Origin of the sequence: Pseudomonas sp. UBA6323 (assembly GCF_002439135.1) — a bacterium.
Classification (GTDB): domain Bacteria; phylum Pseudomonadota; class Gammaproteobacteria; order Pseudomonadales; family Pseudomonadaceae; genus Aquipseudomonas.
Window position 1 is genome coordinate 17,115 of the sequence record NZ_DJSX01000049.1, and the last position, 18,372, is coordinate 35,486.

At 65.5% G+C, this 18,372-nt stretch carries 19 protein-coding genes and 2 pseudogenes; 1 reads left to right on the plus strand and 20 read right to left on the minus strand.

Annotation, left to right across the window (positions count from 1 at the left end; all coding sequences use genetic code 11):
- Window positions 1–10: 10 nt before the first annotated feature.
- The 15 genes from B3P22_RS11330 to B3P22_RS11400 form a co-directional block, all read right to left on the minus strand.
- Window positions 11–382, minus strand: coding sequence for a hypothetical protein (locus B3P22_RS11330; RefSeq protein WP_003821125.1), 372 nt, complete (start codon window positions 380–382; stop codon window positions 11–13).
- Window positions 379–1,776, minus strand: coding sequence for an integrating conjugative element protein (locus tag B3P22_RS11335; protein WP_003821123.1), 1,398 nt, complete (start codon window positions 1,774–1,776; stop codon window positions 379–381). Before B3P22_RS11335 ends, B3P22_RS11330 begins: the two co-directional genes overlap by 4 nt.
- Before the next feature lie 9 nt (window positions 1,777–1,785).
- Entirely contained in the window at window positions 1,786–2,733 is a 948-nt protein-coding gene (locus tag B3P22_RS11340; protein ID WP_012614067.1) for a TIGR03756 family integrating conjugative element protein, read from the minus strand.
- Window positions 2,730–3,176, minus strand: coding sequence for a TIGR03757 family integrating conjugative element protein (locus B3P22_RS11345; protein WP_003821119.1), 447 nt, complete (start codon window positions 3,174–3,176; stop codon window positions 2,730–2,732). Before B3P22_RS11345 ends, B3P22_RS11340 begins: the two co-directional genes overlap by 4 nt.
- 162 nt (window positions 3,177–3,338) lie before the next feature.
- Window positions 3,339–3,833, minus strand: a complete 495-nt coding sequence (locus tag B3P22_RS11350; protein ID WP_003821118.1) for a JAB domain-containing protein — start codon at window positions 3,831–3,833, stop codon at window positions 3,339–3,341.
- Between the two features lie 182 nt (window positions 3,834–4,015).
- Entirely contained in the window at window positions 4,016–4,801 is a 786-nt protein-coding gene (locus B3P22_RS11355) for a DsbA family protein (RefSeq protein WP_012614069.1), read from the minus strand.
- 13 nt (window positions 4,802–4,814) lie between these two features.
- Window positions 4,815–7,691, minus strand: coding sequence for a conjugative transfer ATPase (locus tag B3P22_RS11360; protein ID WP_003821116.1), 2,877 nt, complete (start codon window positions 7,689–7,691; stop codon window positions 4,815–4,817).
- Window positions 7,691–8,131 carry a TIGR03751 family conjugal transfer lipoprotein gene (locus B3P22_RS11365; protein ID WP_003821115.1) on the minus strand — a complete coding sequence of 147 codons (441 nt, stop codon included), beginning with the start codon at window positions 8,129–8,131 and terminating at the stop codon, window positions 7,691–7,693. Before B3P22_RS11365 ends, B3P22_RS11360 begins: the two co-directional genes overlap by 1 nt.
- Window positions 8,112–9,530, minus strand: a complete 1,419-nt coding sequence (locus B3P22_RS11370) for a TIGR03752 family integrating conjugative element protein (RefSeq protein ID WP_003821113.1) — start codon at window positions 9,528–9,530, stop codon at window positions 8,112–8,114. Before B3P22_RS11370 ends, B3P22_RS11365 begins: the two co-directional genes overlap by 20 nt.
- A complete protein-coding gene (locus B3P22_RS11375) occupies window positions 9,520–10,437 on the minus strand; it encodes a TIGR03749 family integrating conjugative element protein (protein WP_003821112.1) in 918 nt (305 codons plus the stop codon). Before B3P22_RS11375 ends, B3P22_RS11370 begins: the two co-directional genes overlap by 11 nt.
- Complete coding sequence (locus B3P22_RS11380; RefSeq protein WP_003821110.1) at window positions 10,434–11,126, minus strand: PFL_4703 family integrating conjugative element protein; 693 nt, start codon at window positions 11,124–11,126, stop codon at window positions 10,434–10,436. The genes B3P22_RS11375 and B3P22_RS11380 overlap by 4 nt, the downstream gene beginning before the upstream one ends.
- Entirely contained in the window at window positions 11,123–11,533 is a 411-nt protein-coding gene (locus B3P22_RS11385; protein WP_003821108.1) for a TIGR03750 family conjugal transfer protein, read from the minus strand. The genes B3P22_RS11380 and B3P22_RS11385 overlap by 4 nt, the downstream gene beginning before the upstream one ends.
- Window positions 11,534–11,545: 12 nt before the next feature.
- A complete protein-coding gene (locus B3P22_RS11390) occupies window positions 11,546–11,905 on the minus strand; it encodes a TIGR03745 family integrating conjugative element membrane protein (RefSeq protein ID WP_003821107.1) in 360 nt (119 codons plus the stop codon).
- Between the two features lie 16 nt (window positions 11,906–11,921).
- Window positions 11,922–12,155 carry a TIGR03758 family integrating conjugative element protein gene (locus B3P22_RS11395; RefSeq protein ID WP_003821106.1) on the minus strand — a complete coding sequence of 78 codons (234 nt, stop codon included), beginning with the start codon at window positions 12,153–12,155 and terminating at the stop codon, window positions 11,922–11,924.
- Complete coding sequence (locus tag B3P22_RS11400) at window positions 12,152–12,532, minus strand: RAQPRD family integrative conjugative element protein (RefSeq protein WP_003821105.1); 381 nt, start codon at window positions 12,530–12,532, stop codon at window positions 12,152–12,154. Before B3P22_RS11400 ends, B3P22_RS11395 begins: the two co-directional genes overlap by 4 nt.
- Window positions 12,533–12,740: 208 nt before the next feature.
- Between B3P22_RS11400 and B3P22_RS11405 the strand changes: the two genes are divergently transcribed.
- Window positions 12,741–13,670, plus strand: coding sequence for a hypothetical protein (locus tag B3P22_RS11405; RefSeq protein WP_003821104.1), 930 nt, complete (start codon window positions 12,741–12,743; stop codon window positions 13,668–13,670).
- 13 nt (window positions 13,671–13,683) lie between these two features.
- Here the strand turns inward: B3P22_RS11405 and B3P22_RS11410 are convergent.
- From B3P22_RS11410 to B3P22_RS11430, 5 genes and pseudogenes are all read right to left on the minus strand, one after another.
- Window positions 13,684–14,643 (minus strand): annotated as a pseudogene (locus tag B3P22_RS11410) (IS481 family transposase); the annotation flags it as partial.
- Between the two features lie 150 nt (window positions 14,644–14,793).
- The gene (locus tag B3P22_RS11415) at window positions 14,794–15,555 is read right to left on the minus strand and encodes a TIGR03747 family integrating conjugative element membrane protein (RefSeq protein WP_003821103.1); all 762 of its coding nucleotides are present in this window, start codon (window positions 15,553–15,555) and stop codon (window positions 14,794–14,796) included.
- Window positions 15,552–17,744 carry a type IV conjugative transfer system coupling protein TraD gene (gene traD, locus B3P22_RS11420; RefSeq protein ID WP_296271053.1) on the minus strand — a complete coding sequence of 731 codons (2,193 nt, stop codon included), beginning with the start codon at window positions 17,742–17,744 and terminating at the stop codon, window positions 15,552–15,554. The genes B3P22_RS11415 and traD overlap by 4 nt, the downstream gene beginning before the upstream one ends.
- A gap of 4 nt (window positions 17,745–17,748) precedes the next feature.
- Window positions 17,749–18,288: an integrating conjugative element protein gene (locus tag B3P22_RS11425; RefSeq protein ID WP_003821097.1), complete on the minus strand. Its 540-nt coding sequence runs from the start codon at window positions 18,286–18,288 to the stop codon at window positions 17,749–17,751.
- Window positions 18,285–18,372 (minus strand): annotated as a pseudogene (locus B3P22_RS11430) (lytic transglycosylase domain-containing protein); the annotation flags it as partial. The gene B3P22_RS11425 and the pseudogene B3P22_RS11430, both read right to left, overlap by 4 nt.

An 18,372-nucleotide genomic window follows, 5' to 3' on the forward strand; every position in this document is an offset into this window, starting at 1 on the left:
CGATCTCCCCTCAAGCGGCCTGCATCAACAGGCTGGCTTCCAGCGCGACGATGGCGACGACGCCGGCGACCTCGGTACGGATCAGCCGGCGCCGCGCCTGCCCATCTGTCCCGCTTTGGTCTTCGCGGGCCAGCACCCGGCGGCGCATCCAGAACCATCCATAGGCCGTTGCCGCGTACACGCACAGCCGCCAGATGAAGAAATACCCTGCGGAGGCCGCCAGCCACCGTTCCCAGCCTGCAACGCTGCCGACCAGGTTGATGCCCGCGACGTTCGCCCCCACTGCGGCGGCAACGATAAGCACCAGCCACAGCAGCGTCTTCGCCGCGCGCCGGCTGAACAACCAGCGCAGCGGCCGCCAGGCCATGCGCGCCGGGCTCATGGCCGACTCCCCGGATTGCCCTTCTGGAGCTGGTCGAGACGGTCCGGCACAGGATCGCCCTCGTAGATGCCGCGCGAACCGGCCGCGCGCGCGCCGTGGCGCTGGATGATCGCCATGGGCGAGTTGTTCGCCAGTTCGCGCCGCAGCTCCAGTTCGGTCTTGAGGTTGCGAATCTCACGGTCGAGCGTGTCGCTCTCGTGGTTCACCGCCTCCACGGCAAGTTCGTTCGCCGCGACGTTGGGCTCCTTCTTGCCCGTGAGCAGCGTGCGCTGCAGCAGCAGCGCTTTCTCCAGCACGGATGCCAGCGCGACCTCGGACGCGAGGCGCTGCGACAGCAGGTGCTGGTCGGGCTCGTCGCGCAGCGCCTCGATCACGCCGCGCGTGATCGGCAGCGACGCACTGCCAGCTTCGCGCAGGTTCTCCGGCGTCGTGTTCTTGGCCTTGGTTACCAGGTCCTGGAGCGCCTGCAGCTTGGCGTCGTACTCCTCCTGGATCAGCGGCGTGAGCCCGACGCCCGGCGTCGTCTCGGTCTTGGTGCAGGCATCGCACGTGCGCTGCTCCTTCTCGCCGAGCACGCGCGTGGCCCACTCGACGGCAGCCTGCGGCGAGGTCCAGGTCTGGCACGAGAGACTGCTGCAACTGGCCGGCGCAATGGACGAGGTGTCGGTCACGCCGCGGCCGTTGACCAGGTTGTAGCCAGCGCGGGTGACATCGCCGACGACCTTGATCGCGGGCTGGCCGGAGCCGCCCGCGTTGCTGCCCCCGACCCACGGCACGCCGTCATTGCCGCGGCGCGTCTCGGCCTGCTCGATGGCCGAGACCGCATCCGTGCTCGACACGGCATCGCGCAGCGCCAGCCCTTCGGCCATCTGGCTCCAGCCGAGTTGGCCGCCCGCCGTTTCGGCCATCTTCTCGGCCATGGCACGGCACGTCAGCTTGCTGCGGTCGAAATCCAGCCGCGCCTGCAGCACGCCATTGGTGAGCAGGTTGTACAGACCGGGATCGGCCCGCTGGATGATCAGTGCGGGCAACGATGCCACCGCACTGGTGGCACTCTGGATCACCGACGACATGATTTGCTGGAAGCCGTTGGTAATGCCGTTAAGTTGGTTCTTCAACGTGGTCTGGATGCTCATGTCGCCGCAGATCAAGTTGCTGTTCCAACCCACGCCGACACCGATGGAGCGCATGCCGGCTGCACGTCCCATCGACACGGCGTTGCCGCCACCGATCGAGTACATGACGTCATCGCCGATGACGCTGCCGCTGGTCTGGTATCCCAGTTGACCCCAGGCCACGCCGCTGCCCAGCGCGAGCGCGCCGGCCAGTGCCAGGACGATCTCCGTGCGACGTACCCGGCGGGAGAACGGATTGAATGCAGGACGGAACTTCATGGCACCCCCTCAGAGGAAATCGACGCTGCCCAGGAACACCTGGCCCCGGCGCTCGCAGCAGGCATACGGCCGCCACAGCGCCCATGCGTAGTCGCCTTGCTGGGCCTGGGTAAGGAAGCCGCTGCGCGGGAAGACCGTGCAGGACGAGGACAGGACGGGCGTGAGTTCTTGCCACTTGCCGGTCGAGGCATCGCCCTCCATCAGCGCGCCGGCCGGCCAGTAGCCGTCACGGGAGTTGGCAAGCAACGGCTGATAGACGTGGATCTGCCCGCGGCGCGTGACCACATCGCCCGCACGCTGGGCCACCACTGCGCCGGCCTTGAAGTCGTCGGTCTGGTGCAGGAAGCCGCCACGGGGATACACGTTGCCCCAGAGATTCATCGTGGTACGGGCACCGACTTCGCGCCGGCCCGGAATCAGCGCTTCCGGGTAGGCCATCTCGGGCACGTTGTAGCGCCAGGCCAGCGTATCCAGGGTGCTGAGCAAGTACGGCATAAACGCCGTGCCCGCGCCCTCACAGAAGTAGCCTGACGAAGAGACGAACTGGTTGAACACCTCTGCGCCGGGGTGACCGATGACATCCGCGTTCTTGAATTTGGCGAGGCTGTTTTCGTGATCCTCGTTCGTCGTTCCGTCGCCGCCAGCTTGGGCGGACGGGTTGGGCGTGCTCATTGCCTGGACTTCGACCCAGGGGTTTTCTCCGGTATTCGAGTACGACGACACCACTGCATCGGGGATGTAGTGGCGCACCTTGATCGACGTGCGCACGGTGCAGCCCGTCCATGTGCAGTAGAGCCAGTAGCAGATGCCGACGACGCGGTATTCGAGGCAATCGGGCGATGCCACCGAGCCGATGATGGTCGCTGTATTGAGGGCGTAGCTGCCCGTGGCGCTGAGCAGCAGCAACGAAGCCACGCCAGCGCGCAGGCGGCGCATCAGGTCGAATGGTCGGGTCACGGCTGGGTCCTCCGGTGCTGCTCGATGCGCGCGACAGCGCGAGCCACATCCGGCTCGCCATAGACCACATAGCGCCTGTCCACCACCACGGCCGGGAGGCTGGTGATGCCGAGGCTCCATGCGTCGGTAACGCCTTGGTATGCGGAAGCGATGCGTCGCTGCAGATCGGCACCGCCGCCATTCAGCCGGCGCTTGACGATGGCCGTCGCCTGTTCGGGGTCGGTGGGCAGTCCCGCGGAAAGCTCCGCTTCAATCCTGTGGGCTTCGTCCAGCTCGATCAGCCGCTCGCCGCCCATGGTCTTGACCGGGTGGCGGCTGTCGGTGACGACCACCACGTCGGCGGCGAAGGTGGCCGGGCTGAAAACGGCCAGGGCTGCCGGCAGCGCCACGGCCCGGCCGAGGGTTCGCCAGCCCGGCGCGAACCTGGAAAGGGATGCTGTCATGTCGCGTGCCCTTGAAGTTGATCAGAGCAGTAGTCAAACGCGAAGCCGACGCGGCCCCAACAAACAATGCGCATCGCGCACTGCCCGCATACCTGCTTGTCTCGCGCCCATGAAAAAGCGGAGGCCGAAGCCTCCGCGTGGATCAGGGAGCCGATGCCGTCGCTACAGCAGGCCGGATTCCGCGAACGAGTACGGCGTGCCCTGGCCGACGATGAGGTGATCCAGCACCCTCACGTCGATCAGCGACAACGCGGCCCTCAGCGTTTGGGTCAACGCACGGTCCGCGCTCGACGGCTCCGTGCAGCCCGAAGGGTGTTGGTGAGAAAAAATGACCGCTGCCGCATTCAGTTCCAAGGCACGCTGCACGATCGGACGCGCATGCACCGAGGTCGAATGGATCGTGCCTCTGAACATCGGCTCGTAGGCCAGCACCTCGTGCATGCTGTTGAGGAACACGATGGCGAAGACTTCATTGGGCTCGGCGGCCAGTTTCAGGCGCAGGTAGTCCTTGACGGCGGCAGGCCTCTCCAGGGATGGCCCCTTCTTGAAGACCCGCTGCTCCAGCAGCGCGATGGCTTGCCGGATGATCCAGTCATCGGATTGGGACATGGGGGCAAAACGTGGCTCCACGCAGGAGTCGTTGGCGACGAGAGACATGGCGGACCTCCAGAAAGTGAGCGGAGGGCGCCACCCTGGGAGGGCAAGCCCTCCTGGGGATGGAAACAGCGGAACAAGGTGCATCCATCACCGCGCGGCGGTGATTGTTCGCGGCCAGGATGCGAAAGCGAACGGGTAGCGGTCAGCGCGGCGAGCCGCGCCGTAGCCTTCAAGACCGAGGGCTACCTGGGCATGTCGCCGACAACGTCGGCAGGCATTTCGGATGTGGGGGTGGCGGGCGAACCCGGCGCGTCGCTGGCCATTTCCCCGGCCGCCAGCAGGTCCATGGCCGAGAGCAAGGCATCGCCCTCGATCGGCCCCTGCAACAGGATGGCCTGGCCCGTCTGGCGATCGAGCAGTCGCAGCGACGGCGTGGCGGTCACGCCGCTCTTGGTGGCTTCCGCGGCCTGCGCGCGGATGGCCACGTTGGGGCGCTCGCTAGCCATGCACTGTTCGATGGCTGACGTTGTTTCGGGGTAACGCAAGCCATCGGGCAAGCCCTGGCCGTCGCTGCGCGTGTGGGCATAGACCCATTCGACCGCCTGCCAGAACGCCGCATGCCCGCCCGCTTCGGCGGCGCACTCGGCCAGACGTGCCTCGGCCGACGCGGCAGGCTCGTGCGCGGCCAGCGGCTGGTGATGCCATTGCAGCGCCACGTCGGTGTTGTTGCCGACCCAGCGCTTGAGCTGCGGGAAATACTCCCGGCAGAACGGGCATTCCAGGTCGGCATAGAGCGTCAGCGTGAAACGGCCTTCCGGGTTGCCCATCTGCCAGGGTGGCCCAGCGACCTGCGCCGTGCTGACCGGCGCGCGCGACGGCGCTGAGGATTCGCCGGGCGTCCGGGACACCAGCCAGATCAGCAGCAGCGCGACCAGCGCAGCAGCCAATACCCAGGGCCAGCGAGGCCGCCAGCGGCGACGGCGGAACGCCTGGACCTGCATCGGAATGGAAGGACGTTTCTGTTCCATGGCGTTCTCCGGTTTACGACAGTTCCAGGGCCGGCGACTCGATGCCGCGGGCCTGGTCGATCTTCTCGGCCACCTTGAAAGCCGCTTCCAGTTCGGTGCAGCCGTACTGCTGCATGAGCTGGTAGCGTTCGGCCTTCTCCTCGGGTTCTGTCTGCGCGAGGGCGAGGTACAGGGACGGCGGCACGGCGCGGAACAGCACTTCCATGCTCTTGGAGAGGATGACGCCTTCGGTGAATTTCCCCGCTTCCTTGCGCGCCGAAAGCATCAGCGCCTTCTGCGCGGGCGAGAGTTCGCGGAACCGCGCGATCTTCTCAACTTCATCGGGCGGCATGCTGAGACAGATCCACCACTCGATCATGTTGAGCATGGGCTCCGCGGCGCGCGGCAGGTCGTCGATGTTCTGCGTCGCGAGCCAGAACCAGGCCCCCAATTTCCTCCACATCTTTGTAATTTTCACGACGTAGGGCGCGAGCAGCGGGTTCTTCGTGATGATGTGGCCTTCGTCGGTGACGTTGATGATCGGGCGTCCCAGGTATTGGTCGCGCTCGGCGATGTTGTTCACCGTGCTGATCAGGCTGATGTAAGCGATGGAGAGCTGCGCGTTGTAGCCCTCGCGGGCGTATGTCGCGAGGTCAACCAAGGTGATGTCGGCTTCGGGCCACGGCGTGCCGTCGCGGTCGAACATTTCGCCGTCCGTGCCTTGACAGAACATGTCCATCGCATCCGCCATCTCCAGCAGCCGCACGCGGCGCATTTCGGGCAGCGTCGGGTCCTGGCCGCGGGCGCGCAACGCGTTGCGCACGTCGCGCGTAAGCACCGTGCGTTTGTCGGCCACGCAGTGCTCGGCGGCGTCGAGGATGCACTGACGGATCAGCGAGCGGTCAGCCCGCGTCATCCGGGCTTCCTCCTTGTCCTCTCCGCCCGTGATCATCAGCCGCGCCGTGATCTCCAGTTCGCCGAGCACGTCGCGCTGCTCGTCCGCCTCCATGGCCGAGGCATCTGGTGGCGGGTCTTCATCCAGCGCGTCGGCGTCGAGCGTCTGCACGTCGCTGGGCGTCTCGATCAGCCGACGCGCGTCTGCGAATGGCGCGAGGCTGATGCCCGAACCTGGGGCCAGCTTGACCCGGTTTACCGTCAGCCCGAGCATGCGTGCGAAGTCGCTGAACAGGCCGAAGCTGTTGCCAGCCTCCACGATGAACAGCCGCGGTCGGTAGATGGCCGTGACCTGATTCAAGAGGTTGTTGAGCGTGGCGCTCTTGCCGGAGCCGGTGGGGCCGAACAGGAACAGATGGGCGTTCATCTGCCGATCCAGGCGGCTGAGCGGGTCGAAGGTGATCGGCCCGCCACCGCGGTTGAACATCGTGATGCCCGGGTGCCCCGTACCTTGAGCGCGGCCCCACACCGGCGACAGGTTCGCCGCGTGCTGAGCGAACATCAGTTGGGTGTACCACTTGCGCCGATCCTGGCCGGGGTTGTAGCAGCATGGCAGCCACCGCAAGTAGCTGTTGAGCGGCGCCACCTCGTCGTCCTCGCGCACCGGCTGCAAGCCAGCATTGAGCATCACGTTCGCCAGGTCCAGGCCGCGCCGGTCCAGTTCCGCTTCGTCGCGTCCGCGCAGGTAGAATGCCAGCGTCCCCCGGTAGAGCTTGTGTGCGCTGCCGATGAGGGAGCGGGCTTCCTGCACGTCCTTCAACGTCTGCTCCGACGCCAGCGTCTCGCCCACGGCCTTCTTCGCCAGGTGGTTGAGATCCGCTTCCAGGACATCCTGCGGCGTGGCGACCATCGTGAGACACAGCAAGGTGTCTTCCGGCATCTGGTCGAACAGCGTGTTGATGGCATCCCCTTTGCGGGTCTCGCCGGTCAGGTGCCCGGTGCCGGGCGGCATGCGCAGCCGGTCGGTGATCAGCACGCGGTGCGGCATGCCGTCGAAATACCAGGTGCCGTGCTCCACGTCGGAGCGTGGCTGGCCGAAGAACAGCCGCTGGCTGAAATCCCGCCCGCTCGCCAGCTCGATTTCGCCGGCCTCGCTTTCTTCGGTGCTGTCGGGGTAGCGCGCCAGCGCGTAGAAGCGCTCCCGGTCCTCTGCACTCGGTCCAAGCATCGCCGGGCGCGGATTGAACCACCGCAGCAGCCAGTCGTGGACGTCGGCTGCGACCATGCGCCGTGCCTGGATGCCGGCGTTCGCCAGGCCGCCGCACAGGCGGTCGCAGACGATGTTCAGCATCTGCTCGGGCGTCTGGCCGCGGCGGCTTGCCTGCCCAGTTGCACGGCGATAGATCACCATGCGCACCCGCCGCGTCTGGCCGCGCCAGCGCAGCCGCGTGACCACCGTGTCCTCGAACAGGCCGCCCGGCTTGGCGACCGCGCGCAGGTGGTGGCCGAAGAAGCGCAAGTAGAACTCGGTGAAAGCGGTGCCGCGGGCACGCGGCTGCACGTAGTCGCGCAGGGTCTGCATGTACTGGTCGAAGCTGGGCTCGTCCTGGGCATAGAGCTGGAGTACCCAGGGGTTTTCGTCCAGCTCATCGAACGAGTCCTGGAGCGCGTTCTCCAAGGCATCGCGGGCATGCGCGAGCCAGCCGGGCTCCCGCCCCTCGGTGCCCAGCGGCACCAGCTCGTAGAAGGCAGCGACCGACTGCCCATCCTCCAGCAGCATGGACTTCGACTGCGGCAAGAACTCCACCCAAGGCAGCAGTTCCGCGAACGACGGCGCGACGTCGTACAGCGCCTGCTCGTCGGCTACCGTCGCCGGCCTGCGGCCCTGGACCGCTGCGCCGGGTTCAGGGACGCCGGCCTGGCGCAAGGCCTCGACGTGGCGCTGCCAGCCGTCCGGCTTCTCTTCGTCGCCGGTGCCGGATGCGGCCAGCTTCGGCCAGGGAAGTTCCCAGCGCATCAATAGTCCTCCAGCCGTTCACCGGGCATGGCGTACTGCACGCGCTGGTACAGGGGGAAGACCGTCGTGTAGCCCGGAACCGGCACGGGGTCCGTGCCCGCCAGGTGCGGGTACACATACATGACGAGATCGGGGTTGGGCAGGCGCTGGAACTGGCGATAAACCTCGTTGCGCGCCGTGCGCGTGTAGCGCATCTGCTCGACGGGCGCAGCCTGCACATCGGCGTCGGTCAGCGGCCGGCGCAGGCTCTGGCGCGCGTCGAGCAACTGCCGGCGCGCGACCTGGCCGGTGCCACTGCCGCCGCCACCCGTTTCCTGCTGCCAGATGTCCATCATGGTGCGGTCGCTATGGGTCAGCAGTTCTTCCTTGCTGGTGGCGCAACCGCTGAGCACGGCGACGGCCGCGGCCAGCGCGAGGCCCTTAATCGAGTTCGAGCGCATGGCTTTCTCCTGCACGGTGATCGACGCGCCGGCCTTCGGGGTCGTGATCGATGGCCAGCGGCTTTTCGAGGTGGACGGCGACCTTGGCGCCGGGCTGCACATAGACGGCGGCGAAAGCCTGTCCGTAGAGCTTGTTGACCCAGGTCGACATGTCCCGGACGCCGCCCGCGAGGATCTGGCCGACTGCTTCCTTGCCGCTGATGCCCACGGTGCCGATGGCGCCGTCCGAGCCGACGTAGGACATGCGGCCGCTGTCGCTCTCGATGAGCGAGGCCACGCCGGCTCCGGCCGCGGTGATCAGAGCTTGCGACCCGAGGTACTGCTGGGCGTTGCTGCGCCGTTCGCCGCTGACGCACGGGATGCCGTGCGGGTCGCTGATCCAGCCCAGGCCGTCGCGCTGCTGGTTGTTCTGCTGGTTGCCTTCGCGGTCTTCGGGAATCGTGCGGATCGTGCCGTCGTTGAAGACGAAGGTGATGCTGCGAACCTGGCCGCGCACGCACGAGAGCGTCCAGTCGCCCGATGCGGTTCCGGAGAACACCGCGCCGGCCACGTCGGGAATGTCGATGCCGTTGGCAGTCAGATTGTCCGGCCCGACCAGCACCTTGAAGGGGTACGGATCGTTCACCGTCCCGTCGATCGGCACGCGCCCAATCAGCGCCGTCATCGCCACGGAGCCCATCAGTGTCGAGTTGGTCGGCACGGTATAGACCGGCTTGGCGCTCTTGACGCCTGCCGCACCTGCGCCGGCGTTCGCCACGGTTTCCGCGGTGGTTTCCAGTGTGCTTTGTGCCGGGCCGAAGCTCGTCGGGAAGCTCATGCCGCTGCCTGCGCCACGACTGCCATTGCGGCCCTCGGCCTTCTTCGCGTCGTCCGGTTCGACCCAGCGCATGCCGCCTTCCATGCCGGCCTCGTCGCCGCCGCGCAGCCCCAGGCCCACCGGCAGATCAGCGTGACCGCCGCCGCGCCCGCCAATGCTGTCCAGGCGCCGCTGCAGGTCGGCGAGCAGCCCCTCGGTCTGCTGGCGCGCGCTGGCCGCCTGTTCCTGGTCGCGGCGCAGGTTGGAGCGCTCGGATTCGAGGGCCGAATTGATGCGCTGATCAATGGAGTTCTCCCGCTGGCGCAGCCGCTGGTTTTCCTCGCGCTGCGACTTGTTGTCGGTCAGCGCGGTCTGAAGCTCGGTGCGCAACTGTTTCACCTGGGCGACGAGCGTTGCCACGGTATCGCGCGGGGTATCGCCTTCGATGCCCAACGCCTTCATTTCCTCGGGCGTGAGCTTGGAGCCAGCATCCGCGGCGGGCGGTGCCGACGTGCTTCCACCGGAGAACAGCCGGATGGCAACGAACAGCACCAGCAAGGCGACCGGGATCATCAGCCACTTGAGCAAGCCGTTACTGCGCATGGCGGGCCTCCTTGCCATCGTCGGCTTCAGCTTCCCGCTGCGGCAGATGCACGGCCGGGTCGAAGCGGTGGATCGCCGGCAGCAGCGATTGCGCGAGGCCGTGCCCGCGCGTCACCAGGTACAGGACGGTCGTGTCCTCGGGCGTCCCGCGCGGTCCGAGCGCTTCGTGCTGGAAGGTGGCGGTGAGGAAATCGCCTTGCAGCACGCGCGGGTCGAGCGTGACCCAGCCGCTGCTGCTGTTGGTCAGGCGCACGGCCGTGACCCACTGGTCTTCCAGACGCCACGACGCGAGCGCGACCGCGCGCACCGGCAGCGTCGGCATCAGCGTGCCGAGGTCGAGGTCACGGCGCAGGTTCACCCGCATGACGCCAGGCAGCGACTCCACAGTGCGCAGCGGCGCGTAGAGGTTCTGCGCGGCGAAGCGCGTCAGGACGACCGGAACCGGGGTTTCGCGCCGGGTCGCCCGCGTACCTGCTTGGTCCTGGGCGCGTGCCGGGGCCTCATCGGCACCGCCTGGCTGATCGCCGTAGCGCGCAGGGGTGCTGCTGCCCTCGACGATGCGCACCGGCTCCAGCTCGGCTTCGCCGTCTTTGGGCGGCTCGGCCGCAATGTCGAGCAGGATCAGCGCGCCCGTGTCGGCGTCCTGCAATTGCAGCCGCGTGGGCTCGATCGGCTCGCTGGCGCGCAGGTACACCGCGCCACCTGCGCTCTGCACGCGCAGGCGTTCGCCCACGCCTGCGGGCACGCCCACGCGGACGTTCCGGTCGATGAACACGATGCGCTCCTGGCCGACCTTCAGCGGCACCGCCAGCGGCATGCGTTCCCACCGCAGAATCTCCACAGCATGGGAGACGGGTGCCGCGGCCACGGCCAGCAGCCCCAGCAGCACGAGTACAGGATGCTTCATGGGGTGTTTCCTCCTTGGGGCGCTTGCGGAGACAGGCCGCCAGGTGCCGGGCGAGTCGGCTCCGGTGCGCTGATGCGCTGGGGCGCGCCGTCGTAGCAGTCCAGCGCCAGGCCGAACGGGTTGCGGGCGGGATCGACGTCCACCCGCGTGACCTTCACCGGGTAGCGCACGAGCGCGCGCTTGACCTGCTCGGCGCCGTAGTACTCGTCGGCGGTGATGTCGAGCGTCACCACCCAGTCGCGGTCGGAGACCACGCGCACGCGCGCCGTGGGGTCGTCGCCGTAGCCGCGGCCGGGGATCTCATAAATCCCGCGCACGCGCTGGCGCAGCTCGCCCGTGGAACGGCGGTAGTCGTAGTCCGCGCGAAGGAAGGCCTGGCAGGACGGGGTGAGGTACGGCGAGAGCGTGTGGAGGTTGCGCGGATAGTCCTCTTCGCCGTTCGTCGGCCAGCGGTTGAGGGTCTGGAACACGTAGAACGTGAACGCATAGACCGATTCGGGCGGCACTTCCCACCACTTGCGGGTACTGCCAGAGCGCAGGTCGGGCGGGACGTGGATGGTCAGGTCGCGCGGCGCGCTCCACCAGCCACCGCCCATGACCAGGGCGACGATGACCAGCGCACCAGCACCCAGGCGAAGCGTCTTGATGTGCGCCTGCAGGTGGGTGATCTCGTTCTTGAAGCGGCTCATCGTGCCCCCCTTGCAACGGACCTTCGGGTGGACCAGAAGCCGGAGCGCGAGATCAGCACGTGGCCGCCTACCCATCCCGCCATCAGTGGATGGCGCGTGGCGATGCGCCATTGCAGTTGCCGGTACAGCCAGGTGTCGGGGCGCCCGCGCTTGAGCCGGCGCAGGATGCCGCCGCCGATGAAGACGCCCAGGGCCACGCCCAGGACGACGAACGTCGGCGCGATGGCGATCGTGCGGAACACCCAGGACAGCGGCGCGCCGACCAGCAGGCCGGCGGCGCCGGACAGGCCGCAGCAGATCCACAGTTCGTCGGCGGTGAGGCCGCGCACGACAACAGGGTGGCGGTTGAGCCGATGCGGAAGGAACGTGACCGTCCCGTCCGCACGGACGTGCTGCTGCTCGGACATACCGGCCTCGCCTTACAGGATGCCCGTGGCTTCGGTGAGCAGCCAGATGCCGATCACGAGCAGCACGGCACCGATCGCGACGGTGAGGCCAAACTGGCCCCAGGTCTTGCGGCCGGTGTGGATTTCCGCGTAGGTGCCGTAGGCGTGGTAGCAGACGCCGATGAACATCGACGCCACGACCAGGAGGGCTACGAGCATGATGATGTCGTAGCCGTAGTTCCTGATCGTTTCCATGATGCCGTTGCCGGTGCCGCGGGTCGGGTTTTCCAACTGCGGCAAGCCTTGCGCGAACGACAGCGCGGGCAGCGCGGCGGAGCCCAGTGCCACAGCGGCGCGCTGGGCAAGGCGGGAATGGAGGATGCGGTTTTGCATGGTCGTGCCTTTCAGGTCAGGAGAGGAGGAAGAAGCTCAGGACGAGGTACATCGCGACGAAGCGGATGCAGACGCCGAGGAACTGGCGCTGGTTGAGGCGGCTCTCGGACCACCCCACGTAGGCCGTTCGGATGGCCCAGACGCCCCAGACGAGGAGCACCGCGAACACGGCGCCGACCAGGACGGTCGCCATCGCCGAAGGCGCGATGCCGCTGTTGGCTTGAAATGCCGAGACCTGGGCGCCGTTCATGGCTTGGCTTCCGTAGTCGTCGGCGATGGCGAAGCGGACCGCTCGGTGCGGTAGTCGCTGGCCAGTTCGGAGGGGTCGCGCGGCTGGGCACGCGACGGTGTGAGATGGGCCTGGATGCCGGCGCGCACGCGCGCCAAGTCAGCCAGCAACCGCGGGTAATCGAAGTGGTAGCGCTCGCCCGGCTGGATGGGGGCACGCGCGGCGCTGTCGGCGACGGTGCGCTCCAGCGCGTCGAGTTGGCGCAGCGCGGCGACCAGCTCCTGGCGCTGTGCGGGGGACTCGGCCAACGCCATCGGGGACTGACCCAGCAGCAGGGCCGTCACGAGAAAAATGGGCACGCCGCGATGCGCGGCGCGCTGCCAGATCGGAGCCAACATCGCGCCATTCCTGTGTGATCAGAATAGTGCGATGGTGGAGTTCAGGGTGACTGCAGGCAGCAAACAATAGGAAACTGCGCTGATCGGTTTGATTGGCAGCGTGCGTCCAGTTCGCTCAGGGAGTGGTCGTCAGGCCAGAATTCAAGAAGGGAATTTCCACCGGCCGCGTGGCAAAATATCAACGCTCTTACAAAGATCCAGGATAAAAATGCAAGGACTGACCTTTAGAACTGATCAAGATTTTGAGGAAATTTGCTGCTACCTCATGAGGGACTGGGTCGCGCGGAATATGAGGTATGACGTGCAATTCAGAAGATACGGCGGAAATGGGCAAAGGCAGCATGGCATTGACATTTTTCCTGCCGTTGGCGGCTACTCAGTGTTTGGGCAGGCAAAATTTGTTAATCAACTAAACTCTACAGACGTTACGGCTGAGTTGAGTAAGACCGATTCCTTCCCTGAGCCGATTGGTTGTTATGTGATTTTCACAACGGCAAATCGCCATACCAGCATAAATCATCATCAGTTCCATGGCACTCAACACAAAAGGCTGGATGGATCGATTTTTCCGGTTCACGTGGTCTATTGGGGTGAAATTTCTGATATTAGTTTTATCCCACAAGATGTCTGTAAGAGAATTTTCCCATCAGCATTTCAAGTTGCCAGGAGCGCATTAACGCCTCAGCAGATGGCGGATTCCATAGCCACACTTCAAAATATTGTTCCTTCATATTTCAGGTCTGACTTTCTCGACTGGCTCGAAACATGGGACTTTTCATGTGGTTACATTCCATCTGTGCATTATGACGCCGTGGACAATCTTTACATTGAGTTGGATCGGGTAGGATGGGGAATGAAGGGTGTCAATGATTTTTTATATGCCCAAGGTCGCATTGACTTATCTCGTGCGCTTCCGGCTGGCGATGCCTTCTTTTATGCTCTCACTGAATTTCGAGATTCAATATATAACTACATAGCTTTTGTACGCGGACAGGATGGGCAGGGCTACGTTACATTGCAAGGAATGGATGGGCGCGGCGCAACAGATTTCCCAAAGATTACAGAGCAGTGGAGCATGAGGGCGCGCCATTTGGCCAATATGTATCGCGAGAAAATCCTTGGTCAGCAAATTCAATAAATAAGAAATACTTGTCGGGTCCCGGATGATTACGCACGTTCTTGACGAATAAATCAGGAGCTTTCATCTTCCATTTTTTGAGTGCTTGGACTGGGGCTTCATGCCCCAGTGCCTTTTGTGGCAAGTGGTGGTTGTACAGCCAGACAAACCTGTGCAGTGTCTTCTCCAAATCCTCTGCACTGTTGAAGTGATGCGAGCGCAGCACCTGGCTCAGGCGGCCATTGAAGCGCTCAACCATGCCGTTGGTTTGTGGCGTCTTTGGCTTGGTCAGCCGATGCTCTATCCCCAATGCTTGGCATAACTGGTCGAATTCGTGCTCGCCTGAGGGCTGACGTGTGCGGCTTCCAAACAATCGGTCTGTGAACTCTTTGCCGTTGTCGGTGAGGATGGTGTGGATCTTGAACGCTGCAGCTTTGCGTACGGCAGCCAAGAAGGCTTTGGCGGATGCTGCCGTCTTGTGCTGCTTGATATCAATGAACACCCAGCGTGTAGCTCGATCGATGGCAACAAAAACATAGCGGCGCTTGTCCTCATCGTGCATCTGGGGCAGGTACTTCACATCTACATGTACATAGCCAGGCTCATACGCCTTGAAGGGTTTGTGCTCGCCCTCAGGCTTGGGCTGTACGGGCAATCTGGAGTGGCCTCGTCTGCGCAGCAAGCGATCCAGCGCCGAGCGGCTCATGGCCGGCTCAATGAACTCTCGCACCACCGCCAATAAGTCATCCAGAGGTAGCCGCAGCTGGCTGCGCAGATAAATAACCAGCTCTTCCTGCCCTGCATTGAGAGTCGTTTGCAGGCGGTGGGCCGTGTGGCTGGCGTCATGCACCGTGGTTCTGCCCCGCCACTTACGCACGGTCCCTATGCCAATCCCGTATTGCTGCGCCAACTCTCGATCAGTACCACTGGCTTGCTGCAATGCCAAACGGGTGGCAGGTGTGGTCGTAGCGTTCTTGTGAAGGCTGATCAGCATGGCAACTCCTTGGCACGGGATTGCCATGTTGCCAGAACTGCTTGCAGTACCTCTCGGCCATGCAGCAACGGACGCTTGTTTTTAAGCAGCCAATCGTCCGGGACCCGACAAATACTGAATGAGTTGCCTAATGATCTGGTTTCTCTGTCATCACAAGTATTTTTTGAAGCTGCCCGCAGTCAGGCTCACGGCCAGTCCCAGCAAGGCTGCGCTGGGCAGCAGGATCAGCAGTGGATGCACAGAGATCGGCAAGGCCAGGTACGTGACCCACGGCAGCACGGCCAGCGGCATCAGGCTCGCCTTCGCGCGGTGGTAGATGAAGCCGGATTCCCGGCCTGCGCCGAACCGGCGCACGTCCCGCCGCACAAGACCGTCGATCAGGCCGACGAACGCCGCGGTGCAGATCAGCGGCAACGTGAGCACCAGAACCAGCAGGCGCACCAGAAACGTGAGGGTGGTGAAGGCCGCGGCAATCAGGTAGTTCTCGGTCCAGACATAGACCTGGCTGATGTAGTAGCGAAAGTTGCGCCCCCCGTCCTGGATCCTCCCGTGGCTCGGCGCGCGGGCGCGCTCGGCGGTCTGGCTCATGCGCTCCAGCAGCCCGGAGCGAACGAATACCCATTCGTAGCCGGTATCCACCAGTTCGTGCGCGGTGCGCCCCGGCTCCTGCACGACGACGCTGCGCGTGAAGTGGCTGGACAGGTGCCCCAGTTCGTACTGCAACATCTGCTGCGAGTGCCGCCAGCCCTGGTCCTTCCAGAACAGGTGCATGCCGACGCACTCCACCACGATCGAGAACAGCAGCGAGCCGATGAGCACCCCGAGCAGCCGGAACGGCAAGGTGATGGTGCCGACGATCAGCCCCTGGCGCTGGTTCTGCTCCCGTTGTGCAGTCGAGGCGGCGTCCTTCATGGCGAGGCCTTGTTGCCGGTGTCCTCGTCGGTGGCAATGGCCACCGCGGGAGGTTCGGCCGCAGCGGCGTCATCCAGCAGGTCGTCGGGCAGGCCCGTGTCCTGCAAGGCGGGGGAACTGGTGAACTCCCACCACTGCGTCGCTTCGCTGTAGCTCTGGCGCATGTACCCGGCCAGTTGCTGCAAGTCTGCCGGCATCACTTCGTCCGGGTCCGGCGCCGGCAGCGGCATGCGCACTTTCCAAAGCTGGCCGCCCTGCAGCAACGCGAAGCACTGGCCTTTCGGCAGGCCGACGACGTGCGACGGCTCGATCATCGGCACGCTGGACATGCTGATGCGGTCCTGAGTGTTCGACGTGAAATCCGTCGCCCCGCGAATGTCCGAGCTGTCGGTCGCGCCGCTGACGATGGTGGTCGTATAGACCTCGACCTTCGGCAATTGCCGGGTCAGCAGTTCGGCGGTCGCGGTCTCGCGCACGCGCAGCATGAACAGGTTGTTGAAATTCCCGATCACCTGGCCTGCCTTCGCGCGGTTGCCGATGCGGGCCTCGATGTCCGACAGGGTCTGCGTGTACGCAGTGACTTGCAGGCCGGCACCGCCGCCCTTGTTGATCAGCGGGATGAACTCGTCGCCCATCAATTCGTTGAACTCGTCGGCATGGACGTTGATCGGCACGCGCGCACCGGCCGATGCGCCCGGCAGGCCATCGTCGATCCCATGCTTGTAGATATGCCCGGCGACCGACACGAGATCGCTGAACATCGAGTTGCCGACCGCGGTGGCGACCTCGGCGTCGGAGAGCGCATCCAGGCCCACATAGACGATGGCCCTCTTACGGATGATCTGCATCCAGTCGAAGATCGGGCGCGGGTCGGCCAGGTCGGAGTAGTTCGGGGCCAGGAGCTGCGCGATCTTGCCGCTAGTGAGCTTCTCCAGCAGCGGCAGCAGCGATGCGACGATCTTGTCGAAGTACGTCTTGTCGTAGCGAACCGCCGAGCGCAGGCCATCCAGCACCGGGTCGTAGTTGCGCGCCTGCGAGAGGTACTGCTCCAGCGCCACCACGCGCTTCTCGCGCCCGATCATGTTGCGCGGGATGTTCTTCTCGTTGAGCTTGGCCTCGATCTGGACGATCACCTCCCAGGCCCTGGGCTCGGTCTTGGCGAAGTAATGCTGGGCGTACTCGATGAACAGCGCGTCGATGTTGATGACGTGCCGTTGGATCAGCATGTAGTCGGGCCGCTGTCCCAGCTCCACCAGGGCGCGGGCAATGATGTTGACGAACCGCCACGCAAACTCTCGGAAGGCGGCCGAGTTGCCTTCACCGGAAAGCTGCCCCGCAACGCGGGTGGCGACTTCCGATATACGCCCGAATCGCCCCACGGCGTTGTAGCGCGCGGAGATGTCCGGCCATCCCAGGTGGAAGACGTAGAACTCGCCTTCGCGGCCGGCGCGCTTAGCCTCGACGTACATCCGCTTCAGGAGATCGGCATCGCCCTTGGGGTCAATGACGATCACCACCTCGTGCTCGCCCGCGGCGTTCACGCGCCGGATGTCCTGGGTCACGAATAGTTCGGCCAGCCGGGTCTTGCCGACGCGCGTCGTGCCCAGCACCAGCGAGTGGCCGACGCGCTCGCCCAGCGGCAGGCTGACGTCCATCTCCTCGGGTTCGATGCCGTGCAGGCGCGGCAGGCCGCCCACAGGCGGCAACGGCCGCACCGGGTTGAAAGGTACGTCCCAGCCGGTGAGTTTCGACAGCCGGGACAGCGGGAACGGCGCGTACTCCAGCCGTTCTTCCAGCCGTCGCGCCAGCCGGTAGGCTGGTGTGGGCTCGACGTAGCGGCGGAACTCCGGCCGGTACGTTTGCATGAGCCTATGGGTGTGCTTCTGCTCCCACAGGAACCCGCGCCCCACGAACAGCCGCTGCTGGCTGACCGGCACGTCCTTGCTGGTCATCACGTAGCGCGGCAGGCGGCGGATGTTGCGCCGGTAGCGCAGGATGATGCGGGCATCGCGGTAGCGGATGGCACCGTAGGCGCCGAACGCCAGCGCGCTGCCGACGCCCATGGACGGGCTCAGCGCGAGCGACCATGGGGCCACCAGGGACAGAAACGCGGCGCCCGCGCATGCGGCAACGGTGTATAGCTCCACCGCTGGGCGAAGCAGTACCTCGACCGGCTGTTTCCCCGACATGGCTTCATTGCTCGATGCCGGTGGCTGTGATCAGCACCGGGTAGTGCCGCAGGCCCAGGCGCTCGGCCAGGTCGTCGCCGGACATGGGCGCGAGGGGTACGCCGGGCACCAGGGTGCGCAGCCGCGCCAGGCCCTGCACGGTCTCGACGTTGACCACCAGACCGACCGCGCCGCGCTCGCGCAGCGCGGCTGCCTGGCTGCGCAGCCAGGCCCGAGATGCCTCGTCGTCGCCGACGACAACGAAAGGCCGCAGACCCGGAGCCTCGATGACACGCCGCGGGACGGTGCCGGGGGTGAGCTTGGCGCTGCGCACCGGCAGCATCGCGGCCTCGTCCGCCGGCGTGGCGGGAACCTGGGGCGTCGGGATCGGCGGCCGGGCCGGTGCGTTGGTGCGCGGCTGGAGGTTCAGGGCTTCGTAGTACGGCAGCGCCGACGCGCCGCCGCGGTCTTCGACCACGATCAGCGGCTCGCCGGCAAGCGAGGCCAGCGGCAGACCCGCCAGCAGTACGAGCAGGCCACGCAAGGCCAGATGGGATGTCGTCATGGGGATGTCTCCTTGCGTGCGGCGAGAACCGCGGCGGTTGGGCGTGCGCCCTGCACCCGGGCGAGGTGGCGCGACACGCTGCGC